Here is a 25,219-nt window from a genome sequence, read left to right on the forward strand (position 1 = left end):
GCTCAGGGGGCGAGGTACACGGCTGGTAGCGAGCAGGCGACATCTTCCAGGCGGGCTGGCTTCGCCCGGAAGCGGTGCGCGTTGGTTTCGATGTATTTGGCGATCGCCTGAATGGCCGCGTTGCGTTCGGACGCGGGCCAGTCGAGCATGAACTTGGGTGCACCCTGAACCCCGGTCAGCTCCCAAGCCAGCAGGTCCTTCATCCGCAGCTTCTGGCTTCTGCCGCGCGCAAGGCGTCCGGCATCCTCCTCCCGGTCCAGTTTGTCCTCGTCAGTCACGCCGTGGTACGCGTACCGGTAGCCCAGGGCGCCGGCTGCGTCTCTCGTCACACGTCCAATGACAGTGGAATCCGCCAGTTTCTTCAGTGCAACTCGGCGAATCGCGGGAACGGCCAGGAGTGCCGCATCCGTCCCGGCCAGCTTGATGGCTGGTGAGAGTGGGAACCCGGAGCGATCCGCGAGCCACTGGGCGGTTTGAGCGATCACCGGGTTGTCAGGATACATCCAAAGCGGGGCCAGATCCCACAAACCGCCCGGCAACTGGCGGGCGACCGTAACCCTGATGCTGTCAGCCCACTCTTTGAGGGCCAGCGGATCGTGCAACGCGATCCGTGCGGCGAGGATGAGGGGGTAACGGGCGCAACCTCGGTTGCGAGAAGCGAACTGGAGCGACGGCAGCGCACTCTCCGGCTCCCAGAGATAGGCAGCGAATGCGATTCTGCACGCTTCATCGGGGTGATTCGATTCCGCCAAAGTCCGAACCCGCCGAGGCATCAGTTCCGCCACCTCGCGTCCATGCAGCCGGCGCATCGCTTCACCCGCCAGCGGCGGGCGGGGCTGACTCGGGTCGCAGGCCGGAAGCGACGGACCGTCGATCCACCCGGGCATGGGGACCACATCAGATCGCCGGGCGAGAAACTCAGCGCTCTTCACCCAGGTTTCGGGCGAAGCAGCGTCGTCAGCCAGGCGTTCGAATCGCCGGCTTCCACGTCCCTTCGCCTTGTTCTGCTCCCACCATTGGCGCAGCTCTGTTGGGGAAGAACGCGCAACGACATCAGGTGCATCCAGGAGGATCCCAAGGAGCCGCTTCACCACGTCGTAGACCCAAACAGGACGCACGTGAATGGACCATTCCCGGTCGGACTCCAGGCTCCGTGTGAGGCGCCGATCGTTTTGCAGGGCATCCAACAACGGTTCGACGGCCTCCTCGCCCAGCTTGAGAAGCTCCACGGCCACAGGCTGAGTGGAGCAATCCTCCGAGCCCGGATTGGTGCCCTTCCGGATCGCTATGTCTTCGAGCCTGTCGATCAGTTCGGCAACCGCGACACGGGGTGGCGAGGGCTGGAATGGGTCATGGATCTGGACTCCACCGGCTTCGATCGCGATGGATGAGGGCCTGCCTGATTTCGCAGGCACGCCCAGCCGACGTCGCGCATCCGAGAGGAATTCGGGGACAGGATTCAGGAAATCAATGTCGGAGAGGCGTGCGATCCCCCTCGGACCGTCCTTCCGCATGGAGGCGCGCAGGCGGTCGCCCCAGGCAACCAGAGACTCGCCCACCTCCACGGCATCCCGATCGTCCGCGTTCAGAAAATGGCCGGCCAAGCGATGAAAGGCGGTAATGAGCCAGTCCCTGGATGCTGTACGAAACCAGAATGACTGCGCCTCGGCTGGATGGATCTGAGGACTTTCCGAGTCACCCCCCTGATAGGCCCGCCATAGGGCCCCGGCCAAGTCTGGCCGGTTCAGCCGCAGCAGCAGGGCAGTCGAGGCCGGCACCATGGATCCTCGCAGTTCGAGGTCGAACCAGAACGAGACTTCGGGCGGTGTCGTGGCATCCTTGGTGAAATCTCCGTTCTTTTTGGGATCCGAGGCAATGATCCGCTGGACGTCCATGTCGAGATCACCCGGCTCGCCCACGCTCAAAGTCCGGTAGACCAGGCCGTTCCAGCAAACGGCAAATCCTTCCGGAAACACCCAGCCGCGAGTCTTCACTCGACGATTGCTCCAGTCGCCGCTGAGCACTTCAATCTCCCGGTACACGCCGCCCCTCGGGTCGGCCAGGCCCGCCTCAAATAGAGCCGCGACCGCGGCGGACATATACTCCGGAAGCTGCTTGCTCTCGGGCGGTGTCCAGGGCTTGTGCTGATTGGGCGGCTCGGGTAGCGCGGCCCGGGTAATGGGCGCCGCGGCCAATCCCAGAATTACAACGAAAGGCCACACGCCAATTCGCACGGTATTGCTCCGAAGGAAGTGTAACGTAGCCAGACGCGGAGCATCCGCTTCGCGTTTCAGCGGCCAATTCCAGGGCGGCGGGGCCGCTGCTTCGTCATACGGCTTCGGCCGCCTTCGCGTCTCGCAAACGGCAGAACTGAACAAAAAGTACAGATTGTGGAATCCAGGCGAGACGAGTCCCCATCCTAGATAGGCATCGACGATCCGTCATTTCAAAAGGAGAATGAATGTCGCAGTTATCAGGCAAGGTCGCCCTCGTCACCGGGGCCTCCCGAGGAATTGGAGCGGCCATTGCGAAGCGGCTCGCTCAGGACGGCGCGACCGTTGCCATCACCTACGCCTCCTCGCCCGGGAAAGCGGAAGAGGTGGTGAAAGCCATTGAAGCGGCCGGCGGCCAGGCTCTGGCGATCCAGGCGGATAGCGGAGATCCCGCAGCCGTGAAACGCGCGGTGGCCTCCACGGCAGAAAAGTTCGGGCGGTTGGATATCCTCGTGAACAATGCCGGCTTGGCGCATATGGCTCCGATTGGCGAGTTCCCGGAGGAGCAATTTGAACGGCTGCTGGCGGTGAATGTCCGCGGTGTTTTCAGCGCAACCCGGGAAGCGGTCCAGCACATGGGCGACGGCGGCCGGATCATCATGATCGGCAGCATCAACGGCGATTTCGTGCCATTCATAGGCGGGTCCGTCTATGCGCTGACCAAAGCGGCCATTTCGGGGTTTACTCGCGGCCTGGCACGGGATCTCGGCTCGCGCGGAATCACGGTGAATAACCTGCAGCCTGGACCGGTGGATACGGACCTGAACCCGGCGGGCGGGCCCAATGCGGCGGGACTGAAGGCCATGATGGCGCTGCAGCGCTTCGGCCAGCCGAGCGAAATCGCCGCATTGGTCTCCCTGCTGGCGGGTCCCGAGGGCGGCTACATCACCGGAGCCAGCCTGAATATCGACGGCGGCTTCAGCGCCTGAGCCTCCGGCGCCGGCGGGCTCTTCTCAGCTGAATATTTCAACGATACACAGGTCCGATTCTCCCCTCTACGCGATAATGTGAGGCGGAGGATTCGAAGTATGACCGGCAATGCCGAGGCGGCGCCGCAGGCTCCTCAAGACAGTAATCCCCTGCGAGGCGCGCTCGTAAAGTACTGCGTCATGGCGCTCGTCCTGTTTTGCGTGTTGCGATTCGTGTCTGGCCGGAGTGACTGGTACCGGGCCTGGGTCTATGTGGACCTGATGCTGGGCGCCCAGATCGTTGTCGGCGTGGTGCTCAGGCGTGTGAACCCTGCCCTGCTGGCCGAGCGGTCGCGCCTACAGAAGGGCACGAAGGCCTGGGACAAGTGGCTGGCGCCGATTGTGGCGCTGGCCGGCCCCCTGGCAATGTGGATCACAGCGGCGCTGGAGGCGCGTTGGACCTGGCCGCCGAAGGTCGGCCTGGCGTACAGCGCGGCAGCCCTCGCGGTCTGCCTGCTGGGGATTCTCCTGACGGCGTGGGCAATGGTATCGAACCCGTTCTTTGCAGCCACGGTGCGCATCCAGGACGAGCGTGGGCAGGTCGTGGTCGATACGGGCCCGTACCGGCTGATCCGTCATCCGGGCTACACCGGAGCGCTGGCCTTCACTCTGGCGACGCCTTTCGCGCTGGGCTCGTGGTACGCGCTGATTCCCGCCCTGCTGACAGGGGCCGTCCTGGCGCTACGCACGGCGCTGGAGGATCGTACTTTGCAGGCGGAACTACCCGGCTATGCGGATTACACCCGCCGCGTCAGGGACCGGCTGCTTCCGGCCGTCTGGTAGCGGTCAGCCCACCAGGCGCAGGACGTGCTCCGCGGCCTTCACTCCGCGGTACTGCGCTTCTTCAAACAGCGACAACGAGCTCAGGTCGCAGTTCGCGTAGACAAGCGATCCGGCGGGCTTCGCGCGGCGCTGCCGCTCGGGATGGAAGATCGTGCCAGGCAGCGGCCGGGGCATGGCGTGGCCGATGCGGAAGATGTCCATGCGCTTCACACACTGGCGGATGTCGGGATGGGCGCGCTCCAGGTCAGCGAAGATCTTCTCTTTCCACCAGTTCCAATCACCGCCCAGCAGGATGCGCCGCTGGTCGGCTGCATTGCCGTCGGCCAGGGCCCAGTAGAAGGTCCAGACCGTCTCCGGTCTGTGCATCGCCACGCTTTGATGGGTGGCGATGACGTAGCCCAGCGCCGGCGAATTGTAGATCACGTTGTCCCACGCGTACTCCAGCCCCTTGTTAGCGGGCCACCGGTCCAGCGTGAGGTTCGCAGTGAGCCACGGCGCGGAGTCGATGGGCCAGCGCGGCGGAGCTGGATCGATCAGCCACGACGCCAGGAACGTGGGCGCGGCGTAGATCACGAAGTCCGATTCGTAGAGCGTCTTTTCGGTGAGGATCTCCCAGCGGCGGCCCGCGGGCTGGATCTTGTAGACCATCGAGCCCGTGCGCACATACTTGCCGAGCTTCGCCAGCAACTTCTTAACGATCCACCCATTGCCCTCCGGCCAGGTGAGCGGACCCTTGTCTTCAGGCGCACGCGCGGCAAAGTAGTGCAGCCCTGCCCAGGCGGAGATGTCCTCGGCATGAGTGCCGTAGTCGTCGCGCGTGGAGTAGTCGATGAACCACTTCAGATAGGGCGAGTACAGCCCTTCGCGCCGCATCCACTCACCCATGGTGACGCGGTCCAACTGGCGTTCCCGATCTGTCGATTTAGCCATCCCCTCTTCCATGGGGATGCGGAAGGCACCAGAGGCGTGGAACTCGGCGATGCGCTCTTCAAAGTGTTTGAACTGGCGGGCGTCGTCCGTCGTCAGGCCGATGGAGGGCTCGATGCTGTCCTGCCACCGGCCGTGCAGAAACAGGCGCTCCTGCGGGGAGTGGCAAAGCCAGCGTTCGCTCCAGACCCCATCCTGCAGGAGGCCGAGCTCTTCGCACAACTCGCGAACCAGCGTCTCGTTCTTGTCGGGCACGGGCAGGTAGTGGGCCGCCCAGGGATACGCGGAGATCTCATTCTGGCCGGACCGCGCATTGCCGCCTGCCTGCTGTTCCATCTCGAGCAGGACGAAGTTGTGGAAGCCGCGCTTGTCCATGCGCCAGGCCGCCGAAAGACCGGCCACGCCACCGCCGACAATGACCACCGGCACCTTCACGCGTTCGCGGGGCGCCGCCATGCGGGCATGATCGCGCAGCAGGTGGCCGCGCTCCTGCGATTCGAAGACGAAGCCGCCCTCGGTCTTGCGGTCGGTCTTGGGAGCCAGGCCAACCAGGGCGGACGCACCGAATTCGCGCCGGGTCGGCTTCATCGCACGATTTCGCGCCACTCACGATCGTAGTAGCGCACCAGGCTCTGATCGTTCAGGCGATTGGGTTCCACCGGGACAGGCGCCAGATCCGGCGGGAAATCGAACAACCCCGCCACATTCTTCAACGTGAGGAACTTCAACCCAGAAGGCAGTTGCGTCGGCGGCCGCCAATCGCCCTGCGTCCCGATGACGTAGCCCCATTCGCCGAACGAAGGCACGTAGACGTGATACGCGTGGACGTTGAATCCCGCCTGCTTCATCGTCTCGTTGATGCACCAGAACGACTGCCGCGCAAACATGGGCGATGTGGATTGGACCACGGCCACTCCATTCTGCGACAGGTGGTGCCTCACCAAGCGGTAGAACGCCGTCGTGTACAGCTTGCCCAGCGAGTAGTTGTTGGGGTCGGGGAAGTCGATGGCGATGAAGTCGTAGAGGTCATCGTTCTTCTCGAGCCACGGAAACGCGTCGGCGTTCACGATGTGGACCTTGGGATTCTTGAAAGAACCGCCGTTCAACTGCACCAGCAGCGGGTGCGTGGAGAACTGGCGCGTCATCTCGGGATCGAGGTCCACCAGGGTGATAGATTCCAGACCCGGATACTTCAACATCTCGCGGACAGCCAGTCCGTCTCCGCCGCCCAGCACCAGCGCGCGTTTCGCGCCGGGGATGGAGGCCAGGCCCGGGTGCACCAGGCACTCGTGATAGCGGTACTCGTCCCGTGAGCTGAACTGCAGGTGCGAGTTCAGGTAGAGCCGGTAGTCCTGCTTCCACTTGGTCAGCACGATGCGCTGGTAGGGCGTGGTTTTCGAGAAGATCACGTCATCGGCATAGAGGGCGGCATCGGCGGTGTCGGTGATGCGGTCAGCGGCCACCATGCCGCCGCCCAGGATCAGCACAACCACGGCACAGACGGCCCGTTGGAGCAGCGGCGACGGCAAGTGCTCCTTGAACAGGAAGGTTGACCACAGCGCCACGCCGGCGTTCACCAGGCCGAACAGGACGGCGCTGCGGACCATGCCCAGCTTCGGCACCAGGAACAGCGGGAACAGCAGGGACGCGCCCAGCGCGCCCATATAGTCGAAGGTAAGGACGTTCGCCACCAGTTCCTTGAACTGGAAGCGCTCGCGCAGGATGCGCATGAGCAGCGGGATTTCCAGGCCCACCAGAATGCCGATGCCGATCACCAGGGCGTAGAGCAGGAACCGGAAGCCGGTGGTGTAGGTGAAAGAGAGGAAGAGGATGGTCGACGAGAAGCCGCCCAGCAGCCCCACCATGAGTTCAATGGTGATGAACCGCGACACCAGGGCGCGGTCGATGAACCTCGACAGCCAACTGCCGATGCCCATGGCAAACAGGTAGCTGCCGATGATCGTGCTGAACTGAAGCACGCTGTCGCCCAGCAGGTAACTGGCGAGCGTGCCGGCAATCAGTTCATAAATCAGACCGCAGGCCGCGATCAGGAAAACGGAAAGGAAGAGAACCAGCGCCATGAAGGGACGTGTGCCCGGCCCGCAGGCACGGGCCTCCGTTTAGTGGACAGCCGAAGCGACGATAATCGCGATACCCAGCGCCATCAGCCCCGCGAAGATCGCGAGCGCCGTGTTCTGCTTCTCCACAATCTCTCTCCAGAGATCGTAGGGTGTGATCTTGTCCCAAGTGATGAAGCTCACCACCAGAATCACCACGCCGACCACGGCATAGATGAGCGCGTTGATCAACGAACCGAGATGGAATTCAATGCCCATGTGTTTCCTTTCCTCATTCTCCAGCGATGCTCTACTTGCCGCCAAACCAGTGTGGCAGATAGCCGTAGTGCGAGCGGTAAACCCCGGGGTTCTCGCGAACGGACTTGGGGATGTTCTTCACTTCGTTGATGGAGGACATGCTCAGGCCTGTCCACTGTCCCACGGAGACCATCCCCAGCAGGACAATCCCGTACAGAGTGTAAAGAGGGCTTTTCATCAGTCGTCGTCTCCACTCGAAGAGGAGGATCCCGGAGCATAGTCGCTCTCCGACCACCGTCTCCCCTCAAAAGCCATGGCCCGGATGCTGGTTACAATCGGCGGAATCAGCAGCAGTGGCAGGGCCAGCCAGAAGAGCCAGGTGGTGGGCACGTCCCGCCGCACCGTTACCTCATAGTTCATCGTCATGCCGGAGGCCGCCGTGGCGGAGGCCTGCGCGTCCATCTCCGGCTCGATCCGCAGGTAGTACCGGCCCGCCGGAACCCGCGGCAGGATCACGCTATCCTTCGCCTTGCCTTCCGACCAGGAACCGTCGCTATCCCGGCCGCTGTAGTAACTCACTTCCCGGCCGAAATCAAAACCCTGGGCGCCATCCTCGCGCAGCAGCGCCAGGCTGAAGTAGGCCCAGTTGTTCTTCAGATCCGTAGTCAATTCAATCTCGACATTGCCTTTTCCAGGCACCTCGAACGGCTGGGTAACGAAGGAATGCTCTCCGGGCACAGCCTGTGCGAAATGGAAATTCTGATCGAAGATCACCCGGTTGCTGGCGCTGAACGTGAAGAACGCCATCAGCGCGGCCCATCCCAAGCACAGCAGCATGAACGTGCGCCAGGAGGCCCGCACTTTGTCCTGGAAAGGAGACGGCTGGTTGGCGTAGACACCCCGCGGCGCGGGCAACTTGGTCTTGAGTTGGAACGCCTGCTCGATTTCGGCGCCCAGAATATACGTGCCGAACGACCAGTTGACCTCGCCTTCCGTCTGCTCCGACGACATCATGTAAGGCGCGGAGACGTAATCGTCGACCGTATTCGTCTCGCCCACCCGCACAGCCCACGGGAACTCGCCCATCACGAACGCCGTGCGCGCCACCGCGTTCTGGAAGTGCTTGTAATTGACGTTATTGTAGTTGACGGCTTTCCGGCCGCCCAGCGTCGTGAACGACGGCAGGCCGTGCACGGTCAGCACATCATTCCAGTGCCCGTCGTACTGCGTCAGGTAGCGGAAGCCCTTGAACGGGTTGAACAGCAGGTACTCGTGCCAGGAGTACTCGACTCCATCCGAGTTGATGCATCGCACCTGGAAGCCGATGACCTCATAGGGGATTCCACGATACTTACCGCGGGTGCCCAACGGGATCAGGGGCCGTACGCGCAGGCGCTCGTCGAACTGCTGGAGGATCTGGAGCTCCGGCGTCGTCGGATCGATGATGGTGCAACACTGCACGCATACCGCGCTACGCGTATGCGCAAAGCCGCGCAGTTCGATGTTGCCGCCACAATTGGGGCAATTGATGGCTTTCGGTTTCGGGACGCGGGACGGCGCTACCATCCTTCAAACTCCCTCAGGCCGGTCAACTTCAGTGCTTCGATGTCCACATACCGGCCCATGAACAGCAGCGGCGGCGTCTCGGAATAGTCGATGGTCGCAAAGCGCGCATCCATGGTGCGCAGATCGGCGGTCGTGAACTCGCTGCGATCCGAGGTCGTGAAGGGCAACTCCCCCTCAAAGCCCACATAGCGGACCTTGGTCAGGTGCGTCACCATGAACTGGGCGCCTTGCAGCTGAAAGACCTGCCCCTTCTTCATCTCCAGGGGCGTGGGGAAGGTGATGGGCGAGGTCACGGCGAACGAGACGGCGTAATCCGCCTGGGCATCGCTGAGCCAGCCGCTGGTGCCGTCATTCATGAGCAGGTGCCACTCGTTCCAGTTGCCCTGCTCCCACTCATAGCGGATCCGGCCAATGACGGTGAAGTGCTTGTTGTCGAAGAAGCCCTCCGTCATCAACTGGATCGCCGAAGCGTCGGGCGGCAGATCGGCTACCGTGCCCACCGCTTCCAGATTCACATCCCGGCGGATGATGATCGCCTGGCAATAGGGGCAGGCGGCCTGCACCGCGCTGGACCAGGCGAATTTGATGGGAGCGCCGCAATTGGGGCAGTTTGAGGAGGGTCCACTCATGAAAGAGCGCGCTCCAATCTTCTGACATCCACCTTGCGCGCCTCGAATCGGCGGGTCAGTTCATGCTCGAAGGCCCAATTGTCACGAGGCTTGCAGCAAAACAGGTTCAGCGACAGCGCGCCATGCTCCGGAAAAGTGTGTACCGCCAGATGCGACTCCGCCAATAAGGATAGCCCGGTAATGCCTCCGGGCATGGCCGGAGTCAGTCCAGGAAACTGGTGCCACACGGTGGGCGCGACCGGGTGTAGTTGCAGACCGGCGACCATGTCGTCGAATAGGGCCTCAAGTGCCGGCAGAGAGGCCAGGGTGGCCGGATCGCAGCCCGCGGCATCGACCACCCATTCACAGCCGGAAGTCATTGGAGTGATGGTAACTCTTATTTACAACTTACTGCTGAGGCTTACCGCACTCCGGGCAGAACTTCGACGCCCGTGGAATCTTCTGCCCGCACTCGGAGCAGAATTTCGTATCAGGCACCGCTGCCGCACCGGCGACCGGCACGACCGGCACCACCGGGGGCGCCGCCTGCGGAGCAACAGGAGGAGGAGCCTGCGGCGGCTGTTGCGCCTGCGGATTCATCGCCTGGGAGAACACCTGCCCCAGCCCGACGCCCGCGCCCAAACCCACACCGAGGCCGGCCAGCCCGCCGCCCTCGTTCGCAGCCGCGATGGGCAGCGAATTGGCCGCCTGGAACTGCGTGTACTGCTGCATATTCCCGATCATGTTCATGCCCACGCGCGTGTCGAGGAACTTCTGCAGCTCTTCCGGCAGCGAGAGGTTTTCCACCACGAACTGATCGATGGCGATGCCCAGCTCCGCAAACACCGGCGTGATCGACGCCTTGATGCGGTCGCCCACCTCCACCAGGTTGGCGGCCATGTCCAGGAACGGAATCTGGCTCTCGGCGAAGGCATCCGACATGCGGCCGACAATCGTCTGGCGCAGCTGCGGCTCCACTTCGCTCACCCGGTAGACTTCCCCAAAGCCGCTGACCTTCGTCAGGAACAGCTTTGGATTGTCGACATGCCACGAATAAACGCCGAAACCACGCAGCCGGATCGCGCCGAAGTCCTTGTCGCGAATCGTGACCGGCTGGGCCGTGCCCCAACGCTGGGCAATCTGCTGCCTGGTCGAAAAGTAGAAGACGTCGCTCTTGAACGGGGACGCGAACATCTTGTCCCAGTTCTGAAGGTTCGTCAGCAGCGGCAGGGTACGCGTGTTGAGCGTATACAGCCCGGGGCTGAAGATGTCGGCGCAGCGGCCTTCGTTGACGAACATCGCCGCCTGCGACTCTCGCACCGTAAGTTGCGCACCATTCTGGATTTCCATGTCCTGCATGGGATACCGGTACGCAAGGACGCCATCTTCCTGGTCCGTCCACTGGATAACGTCAATGAACTGTTTCTTGAGAAAGGATTTGATCTGATCACCAAGGGCCATGTTGACTCTCCGCGTCACCTGAGTATACGGCAACCCGTTGACAGTTGTTCCCGGAATCGGACGAGCGGCCCCGGGCTCAGCTTTCGCATTCCTAGCGATCTTGTGATCGAAATTGCAATGCCACCGCGCTAGTTACAGGTGAGCGCGGAATTGGCCGGTCGCCGCCCGCGCCGCTGACTACCCCTGGAGCTGTACTTTGAGTTGGTTACTGACGATTCTCGTTGGACTGATTACCGCCGCTGCCTGTGGCGCCGCGGCCTGTTACCTGGGCACCCTGTGCGTCGAGTGGTACAGCATCTCCAGCTTCGAAGGTGGCTCCGGCTACTTCGTGGCTTTCCTCACCCTGTTCGGCATTGTCATCGGCCTGATCCTGGGCATCGTCACCTCACGCGTGGTGGCCGGCGGCGCCTCACCCGGGTTTCTCCGGGCCCAGGGCATCTCGCTGGGCGAGGTCGTCAGCCTGTTCTGCGTGATCGCCCTCTTTTGCCGCCTGGGCGGCACTGTGGCGCCCACCATCGATGGCGAGCAACTCGACCTGGAAGTGGAGCTCAAATGCCCTCGCGGAGTGGTTCCCACCGAACGGCCCGACCGCAATTACTCGAACTGCTTGCTGACCCCGCTCGGCTCGGGCAATAAGCGCCTCGACTCCAGGGGCGGCGAGATGCTCTGGAAACAGGCCAGCGAGTCCGGCGGCCAGTGGACCGTCCCCTGCCGCGTCAGTTTGTTCAGCGACCGGTCGATGCGCACGGTCCGGATGCTGATGGACACATCGACCGACATCGAGTTCATGCTGCCCATGCCCGCGAAACCAGGCAAGGAGTATCTCGAGTGGAGCACCTGGCGCAGCGACCGGTTCCTGGAAGAGAAAGACAAGCCAATCACCGGCTACTCGTACCGGTTCCGCGTCCGGCGTGCCTCCGAGATCCGGCGCGAAGCCGAGGCGGCGGCCCAGGCGGAACACGAGAAGAAGATGCAGGCCTTCGCGGCCCTCACCCCCGGCTCGCCACTCGATGAGTGGGTCAGCTTCGGCGTCGATGACACCGTCGACAAGCATCGCATTGCCCAGGTCCTGGTCACCCGCATCGCCGAACTGCCGGCCCTGTTCCGAAGTTCCGATCCTGAGCACCTGCGCGGCCTGACCATCGTCCTATCCACCGTCCAGACGCTGCCGGCCTCGGCAACCGAGCCGCTGCGCCAGACCGCTACGGTTCTCACTGAACGGCTGCGAGCCATTCCGGCGCCCATCAGCGACCGGGACAACACGCTGCTGGGCCAATTGAGAGGTGTCTATTGGACCTGGCACCAGCTCGCGGGCAACGTCCAGGATCACACCATGGCCGATTTCCACGGCTCCATGAGAGCATTGCTGGCGGTTGCCGAAGCACGGTCCGGCGACAGCTATGAATTCGACGCCCTGGCCGATTCCCTCCGTAACGACCTGCAGCAACAGCACCAGTAAACTGCCTATTCACATTTCACCTGGAAAGCTCACCGCCCATGTCCAACTCATTCGGCTTCACCATCTACACGTTCCCGCCCAAGCTGGCTGACCTCGGGTTCGAGATCGCGGTCCCCAGCGACTGGACAATCCACGATCTGCCGATGGAAGACATCGACTTCAGCAACCCTGTCGCCTTCGCGCCGCTGATGGTTGCTACGTCACCTGTCGCCGCAGTGGCGCTCACGGTCGCCGCCCGTCCGGCGTATGACAACGGCTCAGTCCGCGACTGGGTGACTTACCTGCTGGAGAACAATGAGATCCAGATGACGGCCGGCGGCCCTCGCGAGATCGGCCCCACGGAGGGCATCATGGCCCTGGGGCGCCAGAATCAGGAAGGCACCTGGCTGGACCACCGCTTCTTCCTGTTTGAAGACGGAGGCCGCCTGGTGAACGTCAACCTGATGGCGCCCGAGTCCCTCGCCGGCGCTTTCGAACCCGTCTGGCAGGCTGTGATGGAGTACTTCAAGCTCTCCGCCCCCAAAGGCCAGACTGTACCTGTTTCCTATGTACCGCCGTCTCCACACGGCGAAGGCCCGGCTCCGTCGTTCGCCCTGTACGCACTGGCTGACGATGCCAGTTCGATGGATCCGGAGCACCAGGTCAACGCCAATCTGCGAAACAAGGGCGCCGGGCTGACACCCAACGTCGCCGCGGAAAACACAGAAGAGAAGAAGGTCACCATCGGAGCGGGCTCCATCGAAGCCCAGGTCGACATCCCCATGGGCTGGTTCGCGATGGACGACGGCAAGCGGACTCTGGTGTTCGAACCAGCCGGCGAGGTCCAGATCAACCTCAGCCTGATCCCCTGCGAAGGCCGCAACGCGCAGCAGTTGCTGGATGCGCTGCAGGCCGAGGCCCAGCAATCCTATCCGGCGCCTCAGTTCCTCCGCTTGAGTGAAGACGAGATGCACGGGCTGAGCATTCGCAACATCTTCGACGGCGACGCTGCGATCGAGCAACTGCACCTGATCACCGCCTGGCGGGACCATACGGCCTTCCTGCGAGCCCGTGTGACCGCTACTCCGCCGCGCATGCGCGATGCGGCGAACCTGGCACAACTCATCCTCAAGAGTGCCGCCTTCGACGCCCCCCAACTCAGGGAACCCGCGCCCGCGCCACAACCGGATGAGCCCGCCTGGTGGACCAAGGCCAAGGCGCTGGAACTCGAGAACCACCTGGCCGAAGCGGAAAAGGTCATCGCCGATAGCGTGCCGCACATCGCGTATGCCATCTGCACCGCCGACCTGTACCGCCTGCGCATGATCCGCCTGCGGCAGCAGCACGACAGCCAGGGAGCACACCAAGCATGGGAGGAGGCCGCCGACTGGGCACGCACCTACGCCGGCATGGCCACCAGCGGCGGAGAAGGTGCGGCTCTCTCCCTCGCACGGGACAGATTCATCAAGGAGCTTGGGCCCGATCCCGGGGGCCGGGATTGAACTACGAGCTCATCTACGACATCGCCCAGGACTCACAGGCGCCGAAGCTGGCCTTCCTCTTCGGCGCTGCCCTGGCGGTGGCGACCGGCCTTTGGGTGCTCTACCTGCGGATCCGCGCCCTGCCTCTCCACGCCGGGGTCAAGTTCCTGGGCGCCCTCACCGGGATCATCTTCCTCCTGGGCGGAGGATATGACGCCGAGCAGCGCTATCTGGCTGGGAACAAGTCCGCCCGGCAGGTAGAAGGGCCAATCACAGGTTACTGGACCCGCCTGGAGACCCGCTCCGGCGAGCAGGAGACGTATGAATGGGAGGGGTTCATCGTAGGCGGGGTTCCCTTTGTCTACGCCCGCAACGTGGAGCAGAACGCCTTTCACAATGCCGGCGAGAACTCCGTCGTCCTGGCCGACGGGATGCAGGCCCGCATCCGCTACGTGCCCCTGGTGCGCGATGGCCGCCCGGACAACCAGATCCTCGTTTTCGAGCTCGCCAGGCCCTAAGCGGCGGCAGGATCGGGACCAGGGCATCTCTGCTACTGTGGATTCATTACCTTGGCTTGACCCGCTTCGTCGCCGGGCGTTGGCCTGATTCAGGGATCCACTGGGCTATGCGCATCTTATTCACCGTCATCCTGACGCTGTTCTCCTTTCAGCAACTCTCCCAGGCTCAGGAGAACTACGAGATCCAGGTCTACGGCAGCGAAACCATGCCGCCGCATAAGACGATGCTCGAGTTCCATACGAACTTCACGGTGCAGGGCACCAAGACCGTAACCGACGGGATGCGCCCGACGAATCATGCCTGGCATGAGACTCTCGAACTGACCCACGGCTTCAACGACTGGTTCGAGACCGGCTTCTATGTCTTCATGACCAACAGCCGCGGCTACGGCTGGCAATGGGTGGGCGATCACATCCGGCCCCGCGTGCGCGTCCCTCCCTCCTGGAATTGGCCCGTCGGCGTCAGCCTCTCCACCGAAGTGGGCTACCAGCGCGCCGTCTACGCCGGAGACACCTGGAATATGGAGATCCGCCCCATCGTCGACAAGGAACTCGGCCACTGGTACATGAGCTTCAACCCGACAGTGGACCGTGCCTTCCATGGCCCGGGCGTTGCCTCCGGTGTCGTCTTCTCTCCGAACTTCAAGGCGAGCTACGCCATCACGAAGAAGATCAACTTTGGCGGCGAGTATTACGGCTCATTGGGCCCCCTGCACTCCTTTGCCCCGCTGCGGGAACAGGAGCATCAGATCTTCCCGACACTCGACATCGACTTCGGCCCGGACTGGGAATTCAACTTCGGCGTCGGCCTCGGTTTCACCGGCTCGACCGACCACATGATCATGAAGATGATCATCGGGCGGCGCTTCGGCTCTCTCTCCTGGAAGCATCACAGCCGCGAAAGCCATTAGCCCGCCGGCCTGGATGCGCCATTTCCAGCGGAGCGCTATACTACGCCCAAGCTGGGAACGTAATCCTGGGGAAAAACAATGGTTCAACTGAGTGTGAATGGCGTCGCCCACAAATATGACGGTGATCCGGAGATGCCGCTGCTGTGGTATCTGCGCGATCTGCTGGAACTGGCAGGCACAAAGTATGGATGCGGAGCCGGCCTCTGCGGCGCCTGCACGGTCCATCTGAACGGAAAACCGGTGCGCAGTTGCATCACGGCCATGAAAGACACCGCCGGGATGAAGATCACCACCATCGAAGGCCTGAGCCCCGACGGCAAACACCCGCTGCAGTTGGCCTGGCAGGACCTGAACGTCATGCAGTGCGGCTACTGCCAGAGCGGCCAGATCATGCAGGCCGCCGGGCTGCTCAAGGAGAAACCGAAACCGACCGACGCCGATATCGACGCCTACATGACCGGCAACATCTGCCGCTGCGGCACCTATCAGCGCATCCGGTCCGCCATCAAGAAGGCCGCGGGAGTGAAAGCATGAGCGCCGTATACCGCCTCGACCGCCGCGAATTCCTGGGCGGCCTCTTCTCCGCCGGTGCGCTCGTCCTGGCCGCCCCCATGGCCGTGGAAGGCGCTGTCCCCGCCTTCATGCCTACCGTCTATCTCGGCGTGGAACCCGATGGCACCGTGGTCATCGTGGCCCACCGCTCCGAAATGGGCACCGGCATCCGCACCTCGCTGCCCATGGTGGCCGCCGATGAACTCGGCGCCGACTGGAAGCGCGTCCGCATCGAACAGGCACTCGGCGATGAGAAGTACGGCTCGCAGAACACCGACGGCTCGTGCTCCATCCGCGACTTCTACGACGCCTTGCGCGACGCCGGAGCCACCGCCCGCATGATGCTCGAGCGCGCCGCTGCCGCCCAATGGCAGGTGCCGCTGAACGAGTGCTCCGCTGTCGATCATGAGATTGTCCATCGCGCCTCCGGCAAAAAGGCAGGCTTTGGCGCGCTGGTGGCCGCCGCCGCCAAACAGCCCGTACCCGCCAAGGCAGACCTCAAGCTGAAGCCCGCGTCCGAGTTCAAGTACATCGGCAAAGGCGTGCCGATGGCCGACCAGAACGACATCGTGCGCGGCAAAGGCACCTTCGGCTACGACGCGAAGATGCCCGGCATGCTCTACGCCTCCATCGAGCGCCCGCCGGTGGTCGGCGGCAGTGTGAAGAGCTTCGACGGCACGGCGGCCAAGGCAGTCAAAGGAGTGAAGGACGCAATCGTTCTGCCTACCTTCCAGAAACCCTACGGCTACAAGCAGCTCGGCGGAGTGGCTGTGCTCGCCGACAACACCTGGGCCGCCATGGAAGGCCGCAAGAAGTTACAGGTGGAATGGAACGGCGGTGAGAACGAATCGTTCGATTCCGACGCCTTCCGCAAGAAGATGAGCGAGACCGTCCGGTCTCCGCAAAAGGCGGCGCGCAACAAAGGCGACGTCGAAAAGGCCTTCGCCTCAGCCGCCAAAACACACGAGGCGGAGTATTACACCCCGTTGCTCTCGCACGCTCCCATGGAGCCGCCGGCCGCCGTGGCAGAGTTCAAGGACGGCAAAGTCACAGCCTGGGCGGCCACCCAGAATCCGCAGGCCGTGCAGGAAGCCGTCTCGGAAGCCATGGGCATTCCGAAGACCGACGTGCTCTGCCATGTGACCCTACTGGGCGGCGGCTTCGGCCGCAAGTCCAAGCCCGATTACGTCGTCGAGGCCGCGCTGCTCTCCAAGCAGGTCGGACGCCCGGTCAAGGTGAGCTGGACCCGCCAGGACGACATCAAGTTCGACTACTACCATGCCTGCGCCTCCATCTACATGAAGGCCGGCCTCAATGCCCAGGGACGGCCCGATGCCTGGCTGCAGCGCGTCGCCGCCCCTTCGCTGATGAACCTCTACCAGAAGGACACGCTGGAGCTCAGCCCGCTGGAGCTCGGCCTGGGCTTCATCGACGTACCCTTTGATATCGCCAACCTGCGCGTGGAGAATGGACCCGCGGCGGCCCACGTCCGCATCGGCTGGCTGCGCTCAGTCAACAACATCCAGCACGCCTTCGCCATCCACTCCTTTGTCGACGAACTGGCCCACCTGGCCGGCCGCGACACGGTGGACTACACAATGGACCTCATCGGCCCGGCGCGCCGCGTCGACTTCTCCGGACAGGGCTTCCAACACGCCAACTACGGCCAGAAGGAAGACAAGTTCCCCTTCGACACGGCCCGTCTGCGGCGCGTCATCGAAGTGGCCGCCGAGAAGTCAGGCTGGAGCAAGAACAAGTCCGCTCCGGGCCATGCCTGGGGCTTCGCGGCCCATCGCAGCTTCCTCTGCTATGTCGCCACGGTGGTCGAAGTGAAGGTGGATAAAGACGGCAAACTCACCATCCCCACGGTTCACTACGCCATTGATCCCGGCCAGGTCATCCACCCGGACCGCGTGATTTCCCAGTTCCAGGGCGCCGCGGTCTTTGGCACCAGCGGAGCCCTGCTGGGCGAGATCACCGCCACCGGCGGCAAGGTGAAGCAGGCCAACTTCAACAACTATCCGGTGGCCCGCATGAACGAGGCGCCGCAGCAGGTGCACGTACACATCGTGCCCAGCAACGAACCGCCCGGAGGCGTGGGCGAGCCCGGCGTACCCACCATCGCGCCGGCCCTGGCCAACGCCATCTTCGCGGCGACCGGCAAGCGTATCCGTGAGCTGCCGCTAAAGAAGACCAAGCTGGTGTAGGAGCGAATCGATAAGCAAACCGCGGCGGCTGGAGCGATCCGGCCGCCGTTCGCTTATTACGGCCGGTCGAGCTGCCGCAGTTTCTCCGGCGTATCCGTATCCGTGCACGGCAGGTATACAACGATCTTCAAACCCGCCGGAGCCGGCACATCCAGATGCAGCGGCTCGAGCGTGAGCAAGCCCGCCGTCTCGTGCCGCAACTCCTTGCGGTACATCAACGGGGCAGCCACCTCGTGATTGGGCCACAAATCCGCAAACACAGGGCTCTCCGCGATGAGCGCCCCGGTCAGCGCAGACCACCGCGAATCGCCCACGTGCGCGCTGGAATCCGCCCGGAAACTGCCCAGCACGCAACGCGCGTAACGATCCCAATCGACGAAGAGCCGGCCGAAGGAGGAGTCCCGCTGAAACGTCAGCCAGACCACGTTTCTCCGCGCCTCCTCGATCGCACCGAAGTCGCCGAAAACGCGTGTGGCCGCCCGATTCCAGGCCAGGATGTCCCAACGTTGATTCAGCAGATAGGCCGGAGTGGGATTCAGACTGTCGAGCGTCTGCCGCACCAGCCCCATCACCTGCTGCGACCCTTCAGACGGCGCCGGTGGAGCCGCATGGCCCGCCAGCAGGAACAGATGCTCGCGCTCGCGGCCATCCAGGCTCAGCACGCCCGCCAGCCGGTCCAGCGTCTCGATGGACACATTCACGGCGCGCCCTTGCTCCATCCATGTGTACCAGGTGGCGCTGATCCCGGCCAGCTCCGCCACCTCTTCGCGCCGCAGGCCAGCCACGCGCCGCCGCCGCCCGTTGGGCAGCCCGACATCCGCCGGAGCCAGCCGCGCGCGCCGCGTCAGCAGGAAATCCGCCAGTTCCGCGCGCCGCCTCAATGCGCTTCGATCCCGTACAGCCGTCGCCATAGTCATGGATGGTAGTGCCAATACTAGGATAACGACTCACTGGTACTGTTTTCCAAACCACCGCACACTGTAGCTGAAAGGAAGTCAGTCAAACTATGAACCTTCAATTGGAAGGCAAGTCCGCCGTCGTCACCGGCGGGACCGCGGGCATCGGCCAAGCCATCGCCACGCAGCTCGCGCAGGAAGGTGTCCAGGTCTTCATTACCGGCCGGACCCAGGCCAGCCTCGACCGCGCCATTGCCGAAATCACCCCGAAACTCGCCGGCCGCGGCAGCGTCACCGGCATTCTGGCCGATCTCGGCACCCGCGAAGGCGCCGATGCCCTCGTGCGTGAATTGCCCTCAGTCGACATCCTCGTCAACAACCTCGGCATCTACGAACCCAAGCCCTTCGTCGACATCCCCGACGAAGACTGGCTGCGCCTCTTCGAAGTCAACGTACTGAGCGGCGTCCGCACCTCCCGTGCCTACCTGCCCGGCATGCTGGCGCGCAAGACCGGCCGCATCATCTTCATCGCCAGTGAATCGGCCGTCGCCGTCCCCGCCGAGATGATGCACTACGGCATGACCAAGACGGCGCAGCTCTCCCTCTCCCGAGGCCTGGCCGAGATGACCACCGGCACCGGAGTCACCGTCAACACCGTCATGCCCGGACCCACGATGTCCGCCGGCATCGTCGACTTCATCAAATCGATCTCCGATGACCCCACCGCGGACTTCGCTCAACTGGAGGCCGCCTTCTTCAAGAAGCACCGCTCCGCTTCCCTGCTCCAGCGCCTGATCCAGCCCGAAGAGATCGCCAGCCTGGTCGCCTACCTGGCCAGTCCGCTGGCGGCGGCCACCAACGGCGCGGCGGTGCGGGCGGAAGGCGGACTCGTCCACTCCATCGTCTGATATCTGACTTACTGCGGGCGGCCGGTATTCACTCCGGCCGCACCGCAACAGCTACGTGTCCTCCGGCTTCGCTGCACTCGAAGCGCACAGGCAGGAACCGCCGGATCACTTCCATATTGGTCTGCGCGTGCCGGTTCAGCTTCACGGCAGTGAAGGAACCCGAACCCGCCAGCGCCATCGGCAGCAGCAGTTGATCCGCCAGGTGCTCGCCCACAGCCGCCTTCGACCCCAGGTACGCCCGCGCATCCAGCACCGCCACCTTCGCCACCCGCTCGGCACTCACCCCGACCTTCCCGAACGCCGTGAAGATCTCCGTCACCGCGCGGCTCTCCACCTCCACCATCACGACGTTGCCCGGACCCGCCGACTCGCGCGTCGACTCGATCACCTGGGTCTCCGGACCCCACTCGAGAAGCCGCGCCGCGGTCTTCACCTCCCGCTCGGCGATGTCCCTCGGCAGGTTCGCCACAATCGCCACCACGCGCCGGCCCGTCATCTCCGCCCGCTCGCCGAGATGCAGCGGCTTCAGCCGGACCGTCGGCAGGATCTCCGCCGTGAACCGCCCGCCGCCCGCCGGATAGAACCCGGGCCGTTCCAATCGAACCTGGACCCGCGGCCCCATCCGCTCCACCAGCGGCAGGAACGCCCGCTCCAGGAACGGAAACGGCGGCGCCGCGTCGTTGTGCGTCCCGCCTTCGATCACCAACTTGCTCGGACTCGTCGCCAGCATCAACGCCGGCAGAACAGTCTGGAACACCAGCGTCCCGCTACCCGCCGACCCAACCGCAAACCGATACTCACCTGCCTTCACAGGGCCCGGCACGAACCCGATCGAAGTCGACCCCAGCACCGCGCCCTCCACCTGCGCCTGCCCGATCTCCGCCGCCGCCAGCACCGCCGTCAAATGCTGGCGCAGAAGCCCCGGCCGCTCGCGGCCCGCACGAATGTTGTCGATCTGGATGGGCCGGCCGGTCACCAGGGAAAGGCTGAGCGCCGTCCGCAGGATCTGCCCTCCGCCTTCCCCAAACGACCCGTCAATTTGAATCAACACTGGAATCCCTCCCTGAGGGGTGCGGATCCACTCCGCACCCTCTCAGCCCTTCACGCAAACCACCTGCCGCAAGGTATGCACGATCTCGACAAGATCCGCCTGCGCCGCCATCACCGCATCAATCGGCTTGTACGCCGCCGGCGTCTCATCGATCACCGCCTCGTCCTTCCGGCACTCCACACCCTCGGTCATGCGGATGTGGTCGTCCAGCGAGAAGCGGCGCCGCGCCTCGTTGCGCGACATCGCTCGCCCGGCCCCGTGGCTGCAGCTATGGAAGCTCTCCACGTTGCCCTTGCCGCGCACGATATACGACCGCGCCCCCATGCTGCCGGGGATGATCCCCATATCGCCCTCGCGCGCCCGCACCGCGCCCTTCCGGGTCACCAGCACGTTCTCGCCGAAGTGCGACTCCCGCGCCACGTAGTTGTGGTGACAGTTGATCACCTTCAACTCCGTGGTGAACGGCGGCAGCTTGCCGGACGCCCGTACCGCGCCGAGGATCTGCTCCATCATCAGGTCCCGGTTCCGCCGCGCGTAGTCCTGGGCCCACTCGACCGCCTCGACATAGTCGTCGAAGTGCTCCGTGTGCTCCGGAAAGTACGCCAAGTCGATATCCGGCAGGTTGATGTAGAATCGCCGCATCTCCTTCCGGGCCAGCTCAATGAAGTAGCTGCCCATCCGGTTGCCGACGCCGCGCGAACCGCTGTGCAGCATGAACCAGACGTGATCCGCCTCATCCAGGCAGACCTCGATGAAGTGGTTGCCCGTACCCAGCGTCCCCAGGTGGTTCGCATGGTTGCCGCGATCCAGCTTGGGATGCTTCCGGAGAACGGTGTCGTACCGATCCTTCAGCTCGTCCCGCCAGACCTCCTGGTTGCGCAGGGGAATCGAGCCCCACGCGCCGCGGTCGCCCGCTCCGCCATGGTTCGTCCGCCCATGCGGAACAGCCGCCTCAATCGCAGACCGGATCGCCTTCAGGCTGTCCGGCAGATGGTTCGCATCCAGGTCGGTCTGCACCGCCATCATGCCGCACCCGATGTCCACTCCGACAGCCGCCGGAATGATTGCACCCTTGGTAGGAATCACGCTGCCGACGGTCGCGCCGACGCCCCAATGCACGTCCGGCATCGCGGCGATCCATTTGTAGATGAAGGGCAACTGCGACGCGTTGATCAACTGCTGGCGCGCCTGGTCCTCCACCTGGACGCCCTTCGTCCAGGCCTTGATGGGGACCCCCTTCTCTGTCGTGATGACGTTGTATCCGGTCAATTCAGGCATATCCGATTCCTTCCCAAGCGTAGCGATTCCTCCGCCGCGCTCGCGCTTTCAAGGGGCCGACAAGGTGGGGAAGAGACCCCAGCATTTGGAAATGTAGTCCCTTCGACATTCGGCCCCTGCATTCATCAATCCATAACCATCCAGGCCCGTGGCGACAATCCGTTGAAGAAACCCGATGCTCTACCGCTGAGCTACCGCGCGTCATGTTCGCGCGACCCGGATTTGAACCGGGGACCCTCGAAGTGTAAAACTTGTAGTTCCTTCTGCATTCGCCACAGGCCTCTTCTGCGGCAGCGTGGAGGCCGGCAAGGATCTTCGAGAGACGCCACATGGGAAATGTAGTCCCTCCAGCATCCGGCCTCCTGCTCACAAAGACCTCAGGCCGTCCAGGGCGGCGTCCTCCGATGGCAGAACACCGCCCCACAGCCCTTCACGCAGCCTCGGCTTCAATACGGCCCACCCAGTGGTCCGCCTCGAGCTTGCCTGCTGCGAACGCCGCCATCAGTTCGAACACCTGGTCGGAGAAGCCTCCGATGTTCAGGATGTCCGCCCGCTCAGCGGCCTGCGTCGTCTGATACGGCTGGATGTCCAGGCAGATCAGCCGCGCCTTCGGATTCCGCTGCCGGAACCCGTTCCACTCGGCCATCAGCGCCGTACCCCGGCCCAGCCCCGCGTCCACCCACGACTCGTTATCCGAGACGAGGATCACCAGGTCCGCCTGGGCCTTCTGCTTGTTCAACAGCGCAATCGGAGCGCTGCAGTTCGTTCCGCCTCCGCCGATCGCCGCCAGCTTCGCCGCATTCGTCATCACGCTATCGCGTGCATTCAGCGCCAGCGAAACCACGCCCTGCTCGAACGGCAGCACGGTCGCCGACGGGTTCTTGCGCACCACCGCCGCGGCCACAAGCGCCGCCACGTCAATGCAGCGCACCGCCGACGTCGAGCCCTTCCGCTTACCCGTAATCGCCGAGGCCATCGACCCCGACACGTCGGGGCAAACCACCACGGAGCCATTGATCACCGGCACGTTCCGGATCGCCAGCTCCATCGCGTCCTGCAGCGCATCCTTCACCACCGCCGGCACCGCCGCATCGCAGTTCTGGAACGCCGTCAGCAACTGGTACGGGAACACCCGCGCCCGCCGAATCTCCTCAGCATTCCGCAGGCGGTTCGCAATCTGCGAGGCCAACCCCGCTTCTCCGAACACGCCATGCCGCGCGAAGGTATTCAGGTTCATCCGCACCGTCTGCCACGAAGCGTTCCGGGCGATCGCCACCCAGTCCTCGCGGCCCAACGGCAGGGCCGTCAACATCGTGAACGGCAGGTCCGGAACCTCTGGCGAAGCCCCTTCCTTGAACCGCTCAAACTGCGTCACCAACTGCGGCAACGCGTCCAGCGCGTAGGTCCGCCCCAGCATGTACCCATAGAAAGCCTCGCGGCCCGGGTCCTGCGGCTTCGGGTGAACCATCTTCACGATGTCGGCCAGCGAGGGGCTCTGCCCCACGCTCGACCGGAACAGCGTCTCCGTGTCGCGGCCGTCCAGCCACTGCCGGACCAGCCGCTTTGGCGCCGACCCCAGCGACTTCCGGCCTACGACGCCGGAGCGCAGCATCTGCACATACGTCCGCAGCATCCGCGCGTTGTCGATGACCCGCGCGAACACCGCTTCGTGCAGCCGCGCGTCCCGCACGGAAAGCCACGCGCACAGCAACGCCGGCATGTCTTTCATATACGAGCGCGTCCGGCTGTAGATCGCGACACGCGCCACGAACTCCGGCTCCACCTGCGCGCACAGCTCCAGCACATGCTGCAACTGCTTGTCCGCCGACGCATAGAACGTTCGGCCAAAGCACCCGGTCGCGGCGAACTGCGCCAGAGCCTGCTTCGGCTCCAGTGCATACGCCGGAGCGTTCTCGTGGTTCACCGCATCCGTCTTCGGGATCAGCGCCCCACGCAAGCTCGCGAATAGTGACTTGTTGGCCATGATCGTTCCTCTTTCAGCTCTCCTCAACCGCCCGTGCGGAGCCCCTTTGCGTACAGCGCAACCTGGCTCGCCTCGCCGGCATTTTCCTTCGAATCGTAAAAGTAGCCCTGCGTCGTCTCCGTCTCGCGCTCTACCTTCCAGACCCGCGTATTCGTGACGTAATCCGGCTTCTCCTCAAACGGTGTGACGAAGGCCGGACAAAACCATTGCATGCGGTTGTTGGGCTGGGCCGCGAAGTTCCCGTTATCCAGGGCGACGACATGAGCGCACTTGTGGCCGCCGTCGCCCGCTTCCTCCGAGTCTTCGTTTCCGCGCCAATCCAACGTGAACATATACTGACCGCCGGCCCACGACCGGTCCCGCAACTGCACCCGCACTCGGGCTTCCCGCAGCCGGTCGAACGTCGTGGCCTCCATCTCGTAGCTGAAGCAATCCCAGAATTGCAGCCAGTCCAACGGCATCACCGGAGCCTCCGGCTTGTGACAAAGCGCATGCAGCGGCAGCCGCCAGATCACGGCTCCGTTCTCCGTCAACACGTGGAACCCGAGAGCCCGCCCCTGGATCGAGGCCGCCCCAAAGGCGCACACCGCCACGAATTCATTCAGGTGTGCCGCTCCGTCATATAAGAACTCTTTCCGGAGCAGACAATAGAACCGCGGAATGTTCACATTGAACGTTGCCAATTCGAAACATCACCTCTCAGCCTGCTTCAATCTTTCAAAACATATGCGGATCACCGCAGCCGATCATAATTAGTGGAGCGAGTGCGGAGAATCGAACTCCGTTGGCCGGACTGGCGATCCGGTGCCCATCCAATGGGCCACACCCGCTCAAACTCTTCCCGAAGCAGGGTACACCTCGACCCGACCTCCAGGCGCGCGCGGAACGCACGACGGAAGGCTCAAACCCCATCTCTCGAGACAGCTAGTTGATCGTGGGCGCACGCAAAAAGGGCGGCCACTCGATGGCCGCCCCTTCTTGAAATCCAATTATTCCAAGTCGGTTAAGTCACCTCGCGGGCGTCATGATTGACGCGCGCCAGCGAGCCATTGAGGCATCCGCCGAATTGGAATGTGTAGGTCATGCAGTTCAAT

Annotated in this window: 23 protein-coding genes and 1 tRNA gene; 9 read left to right on the plus strand and 15 right to left on the minus strand. The window is 63.6% G+C overall.

Translation table 11 applies throughout. The features are described 5' to 3' along the window. Positions 1–2: 2 nt before the first annotated feature. Positions 3–2,222, minus strand: a complete 2,220-nt coding sequence (locus tag IRI77_RS18425; RefSeq protein ID WP_194453493.1) for a hypothetical protein — start codon at positions 2,220–2,222, stop codon at positions 3–5. A gap of 239 nt (positions 2,223–2,461) precedes the next feature. Here IRI77_RS18425 and IRI77_RS18430 point away from each other — a divergent pair, with 239 nt between their 5' ends. Then, on the plus strand, positions 2,462–3,202 hold the full coding sequence (locus tag IRI77_RS18430) for a 3-oxoacyl-ACP reductase family protein (RefSeq protein ID WP_194453494.1): 741 nt from the start codon (positions 2,462–2,464) through the stop codon (positions 3,200–3,202). Between the two features lie 99 nt (positions 3,203–3,301). Then, complete coding sequence (locus IRI77_RS18435) at positions 3,302–4,024, plus strand: methyltransferase family protein (RefSeq protein ID WP_194453495.1); 723 nt, start codon at positions 3,302–3,304, stop codon at positions 4,022–4,024. A gap of 3 nt (positions 4,025–4,027) precedes the next feature. Here IRI77_RS18435 and IRI77_RS18440 read toward each other — a convergent pair whose 3' ends face one another. The 8 genes from IRI77_RS18440 to IRI77_RS18475 are packed head-to-tail and all read right to left on the minus strand — an operon-like array spanning position 4,028 to position 10,901. Continuing rightward, positions 4,028–5,539 (minus strand): FAD-dependent oxidoreductase, encoded by a 1,512-nt coding sequence (locus IRI77_RS18440; protein WP_194453496.1) that lies wholly within the window; start codon positions 5,537–5,539, stop codon positions 4,028–4,030. Beyond that, positions 5,536–7,032 carry a polyamine aminopropyltransferase gene (locus IRI77_RS18445; RefSeq protein WP_194453497.1) on the minus strand — a complete coding sequence of 499 codons (1,497 nt, stop codon included), beginning with the start codon at positions 7,030–7,032 and terminating at the stop codon, positions 5,536–5,538. Before IRI77_RS18445 ends, IRI77_RS18440 begins: the two co-directional genes overlap by 4 nt. Positions 7,033–7,071: 39 nt before the next feature. Further along, positions 7,072–7,287 (minus strand): DUF350 domain-containing protein, encoded by a 216-nt coding sequence (locus tag IRI77_RS18450; RefSeq protein WP_194453498.1) that lies wholly within the window; start codon positions 7,285–7,287, stop codon positions 7,072–7,074. Between the two features lie 31 nt (positions 7,288–7,318). Next, positions 7,319–7,504, minus strand: a complete 186-nt coding sequence (locus tag IRI77_RS18455; protein WP_194453499.1) for a hypothetical protein — start codon at positions 7,502–7,504, stop codon at positions 7,319–7,321. Next, on the minus strand, positions 7,504–8,832 hold the full coding sequence (locus IRI77_RS18460) for a DUF4178 domain-containing protein (RefSeq protein WP_194453500.1): 1,329 nt from the start codon (positions 8,830–8,832) through the stop codon (positions 7,504–7,506). The genes IRI77_RS18455 and IRI77_RS18460 overlap by 1 nt, the downstream gene beginning before the upstream one ends. Then, positions 8,826–9,461 carry a DUF4178 domain-containing protein gene (locus IRI77_RS18465; protein WP_194453501.1) on the minus strand — a complete coding sequence of 212 codons (636 nt, stop codon included), beginning with the start codon at positions 9,459–9,461 and terminating at the stop codon, positions 8,826–8,828. Before IRI77_RS18465 ends, IRI77_RS18460 begins: the two co-directional genes overlap by 7 nt. Then, on the minus strand, positions 9,458–9,820 hold the full coding sequence (gene speD, locus IRI77_RS18470) for an S-adenosylmethionine decarboxylase (protein WP_194453502.1): 363 nt from the start codon (positions 9,818–9,820) through the stop codon (positions 9,458–9,460). The genes IRI77_RS18465 and speD overlap by 4 nt, the downstream gene beginning before the upstream one ends. A gap of 28 nt (positions 9,821–9,848) precedes the next feature. Continuing rightward, positions 9,849–10,901 (minus strand): SPFH domain-containing protein, encoded by a 1,053-nt coding sequence (locus IRI77_RS18475; protein WP_194453503.1) that lies wholly within the window; start codon positions 10,899–10,901, stop codon positions 9,849–9,851. 196 nt (positions 10,902–11,097) lie between these two features. On the opposite strand from IRI77_RS18475, the gene IRI77_RS18480 reads away from it, so the two are divergent. From IRI77_RS18480 to IRI77_RS18505, 6 genes are all read left to right on the plus strand, one after another. After that, positions 11,098–12,360, plus strand: a complete 1,263-nt coding sequence (locus IRI77_RS18480; RefSeq protein WP_194453504.1) for a hypothetical protein — start codon at positions 11,098–11,100, stop codon at positions 12,358–12,360. A gap of 38 nt (positions 12,361–12,398) precedes the next feature. Beyond that, positions 12,399–13,841 carry a hypothetical protein gene (locus IRI77_RS18485; protein WP_194453505.1) on the plus strand — a complete coding sequence of 481 codons (1,443 nt, stop codon included), beginning with the start codon at positions 12,399–12,401 and terminating at the stop codon, positions 13,839–13,841. Next, positions 13,838–14,338: a hypothetical protein gene (locus IRI77_RS18490; RefSeq protein ID WP_194453506.1), complete on the plus strand. Its 501-nt coding sequence runs from the start codon at positions 13,838–13,840 to the stop codon at positions 14,336–14,338. The genes IRI77_RS18485 and IRI77_RS18490 overlap by 4 nt, the downstream gene beginning before the upstream one ends. 107 nt (positions 14,339–14,445) lie before the next feature. Further along, positions 14,446–15,249 carry a transporter gene (locus IRI77_RS18495; RefSeq protein WP_194453507.1) on the plus strand — a complete coding sequence of 268 codons (804 nt, stop codon included), beginning with the start codon at positions 14,446–14,448 and terminating at the stop codon, positions 15,247–15,249. Between the two features lie 78 nt (positions 15,250–15,327). Then, positions 15,328–15,783, plus strand: coding sequence for a (2Fe-2S)-binding protein (locus IRI77_RS18500; protein WP_194453508.1), 456 nt, complete (start codon positions 15,328–15,330; stop codon positions 15,781–15,783). Next, positions 15,780–18,008 (plus strand): xanthine dehydrogenase family protein molybdopterin-binding subunit, encoded by a 2,229-nt coding sequence (locus IRI77_RS18505; protein ID WP_194453509.1) that lies wholly within the window; start codon positions 15,780–15,782, stop codon positions 18,006–18,008. Before IRI77_RS18500 ends, IRI77_RS18505 begins: the two co-directional genes overlap by 4 nt. Before the next feature lie 56 nt (positions 18,009–18,064). On the opposite strand, the gene IRI77_RS18510 is transcribed toward IRI77_RS18505, so the two are convergent. Next, the gene (locus tag IRI77_RS18510; RefSeq protein WP_194453510.1) at positions 18,065–18,889 is read right to left on the minus strand and encodes a helix-turn-helix transcriptional regulator; all 825 of its coding nucleotides are present in this window, start codon (positions 18,887–18,889) and stop codon (positions 18,065–18,067) included. A 125-nt stretch (positions 18,890–19,014) separates the two neighbouring features. Here IRI77_RS18510 and IRI77_RS18515 point away from each other — a divergent pair, with 125 nt between their 5' ends. After that, complete coding sequence (locus IRI77_RS18515) at positions 19,015–19,812, plus strand: SDR family NAD(P)-dependent oxidoreductase (protein ID WP_194453511.1); 798 nt, start codon at positions 19,015–19,017, stop codon at positions 19,810–19,812. 28 nt (positions 19,813–19,840) lie between these two features. Here IRI77_RS18515 and rtcA read toward each other — a convergent pair whose 3' ends face one another. The 5 genes from rtcA to IRI77_RS18540 form a co-directional block, all read right to left on the minus strand. Then, complete coding sequence (rtcA, locus tag IRI77_RS18520) at positions 19,841–20,860, minus strand: RNA 3'-terminal phosphate cyclase (protein WP_194453707.1); 1,020 nt, start codon at positions 20,858–20,860, stop codon at positions 19,841–19,843. A 45-nt stretch (positions 20,861–20,905) separates the two neighbouring features. Continuing rightward, on the minus strand, positions 20,906–22,141 hold the full coding sequence (locus IRI77_RS18525; RefSeq protein WP_194453512.1) for an RtcB family protein: 1,236 nt from the start codon (positions 22,139–22,141) through the stop codon (positions 20,906–20,908). Positions 22,142–22,571: 430 nt separating this feature from the next. Then, positions 22,572–24,125 (minus strand): vWA domain-containing protein, encoded by a 1,554-nt coding sequence (locus tag IRI77_RS18530; protein ID WP_194453513.1) that lies wholly within the window; start codon positions 24,123–24,125, stop codon positions 22,572–22,574. A 23-nt stretch (positions 24,126–24,148) separates the two neighbouring features. Then, positions 24,149–24,808: a hypothetical protein gene (locus tag IRI77_RS18535; protein ID WP_194453514.1), complete on the minus strand. Its 660-nt coding sequence runs from the start codon at positions 24,806–24,808 to the stop codon at positions 24,149–24,151. A 73-nt stretch (positions 24,809–24,881) separates the two neighbouring features. Continuing rightward, positions 24,882–24,955, minus strand: a tRNA-Gly gene (locus IRI77_RS18540). Positions 24,956–25,219 lie beyond the last annotated feature (264 nt).

Origin of the sequence: Paludibaculum fermentans (genome assembly GCF_015277775.1) — a bacterium.
Taxonomy (GTDB): domain Bacteria; phylum Acidobacteriota; class Terriglobia; order Bryobacterales; family Bryobacteraceae; genus Paludibaculum; species Paludibaculum fermentans.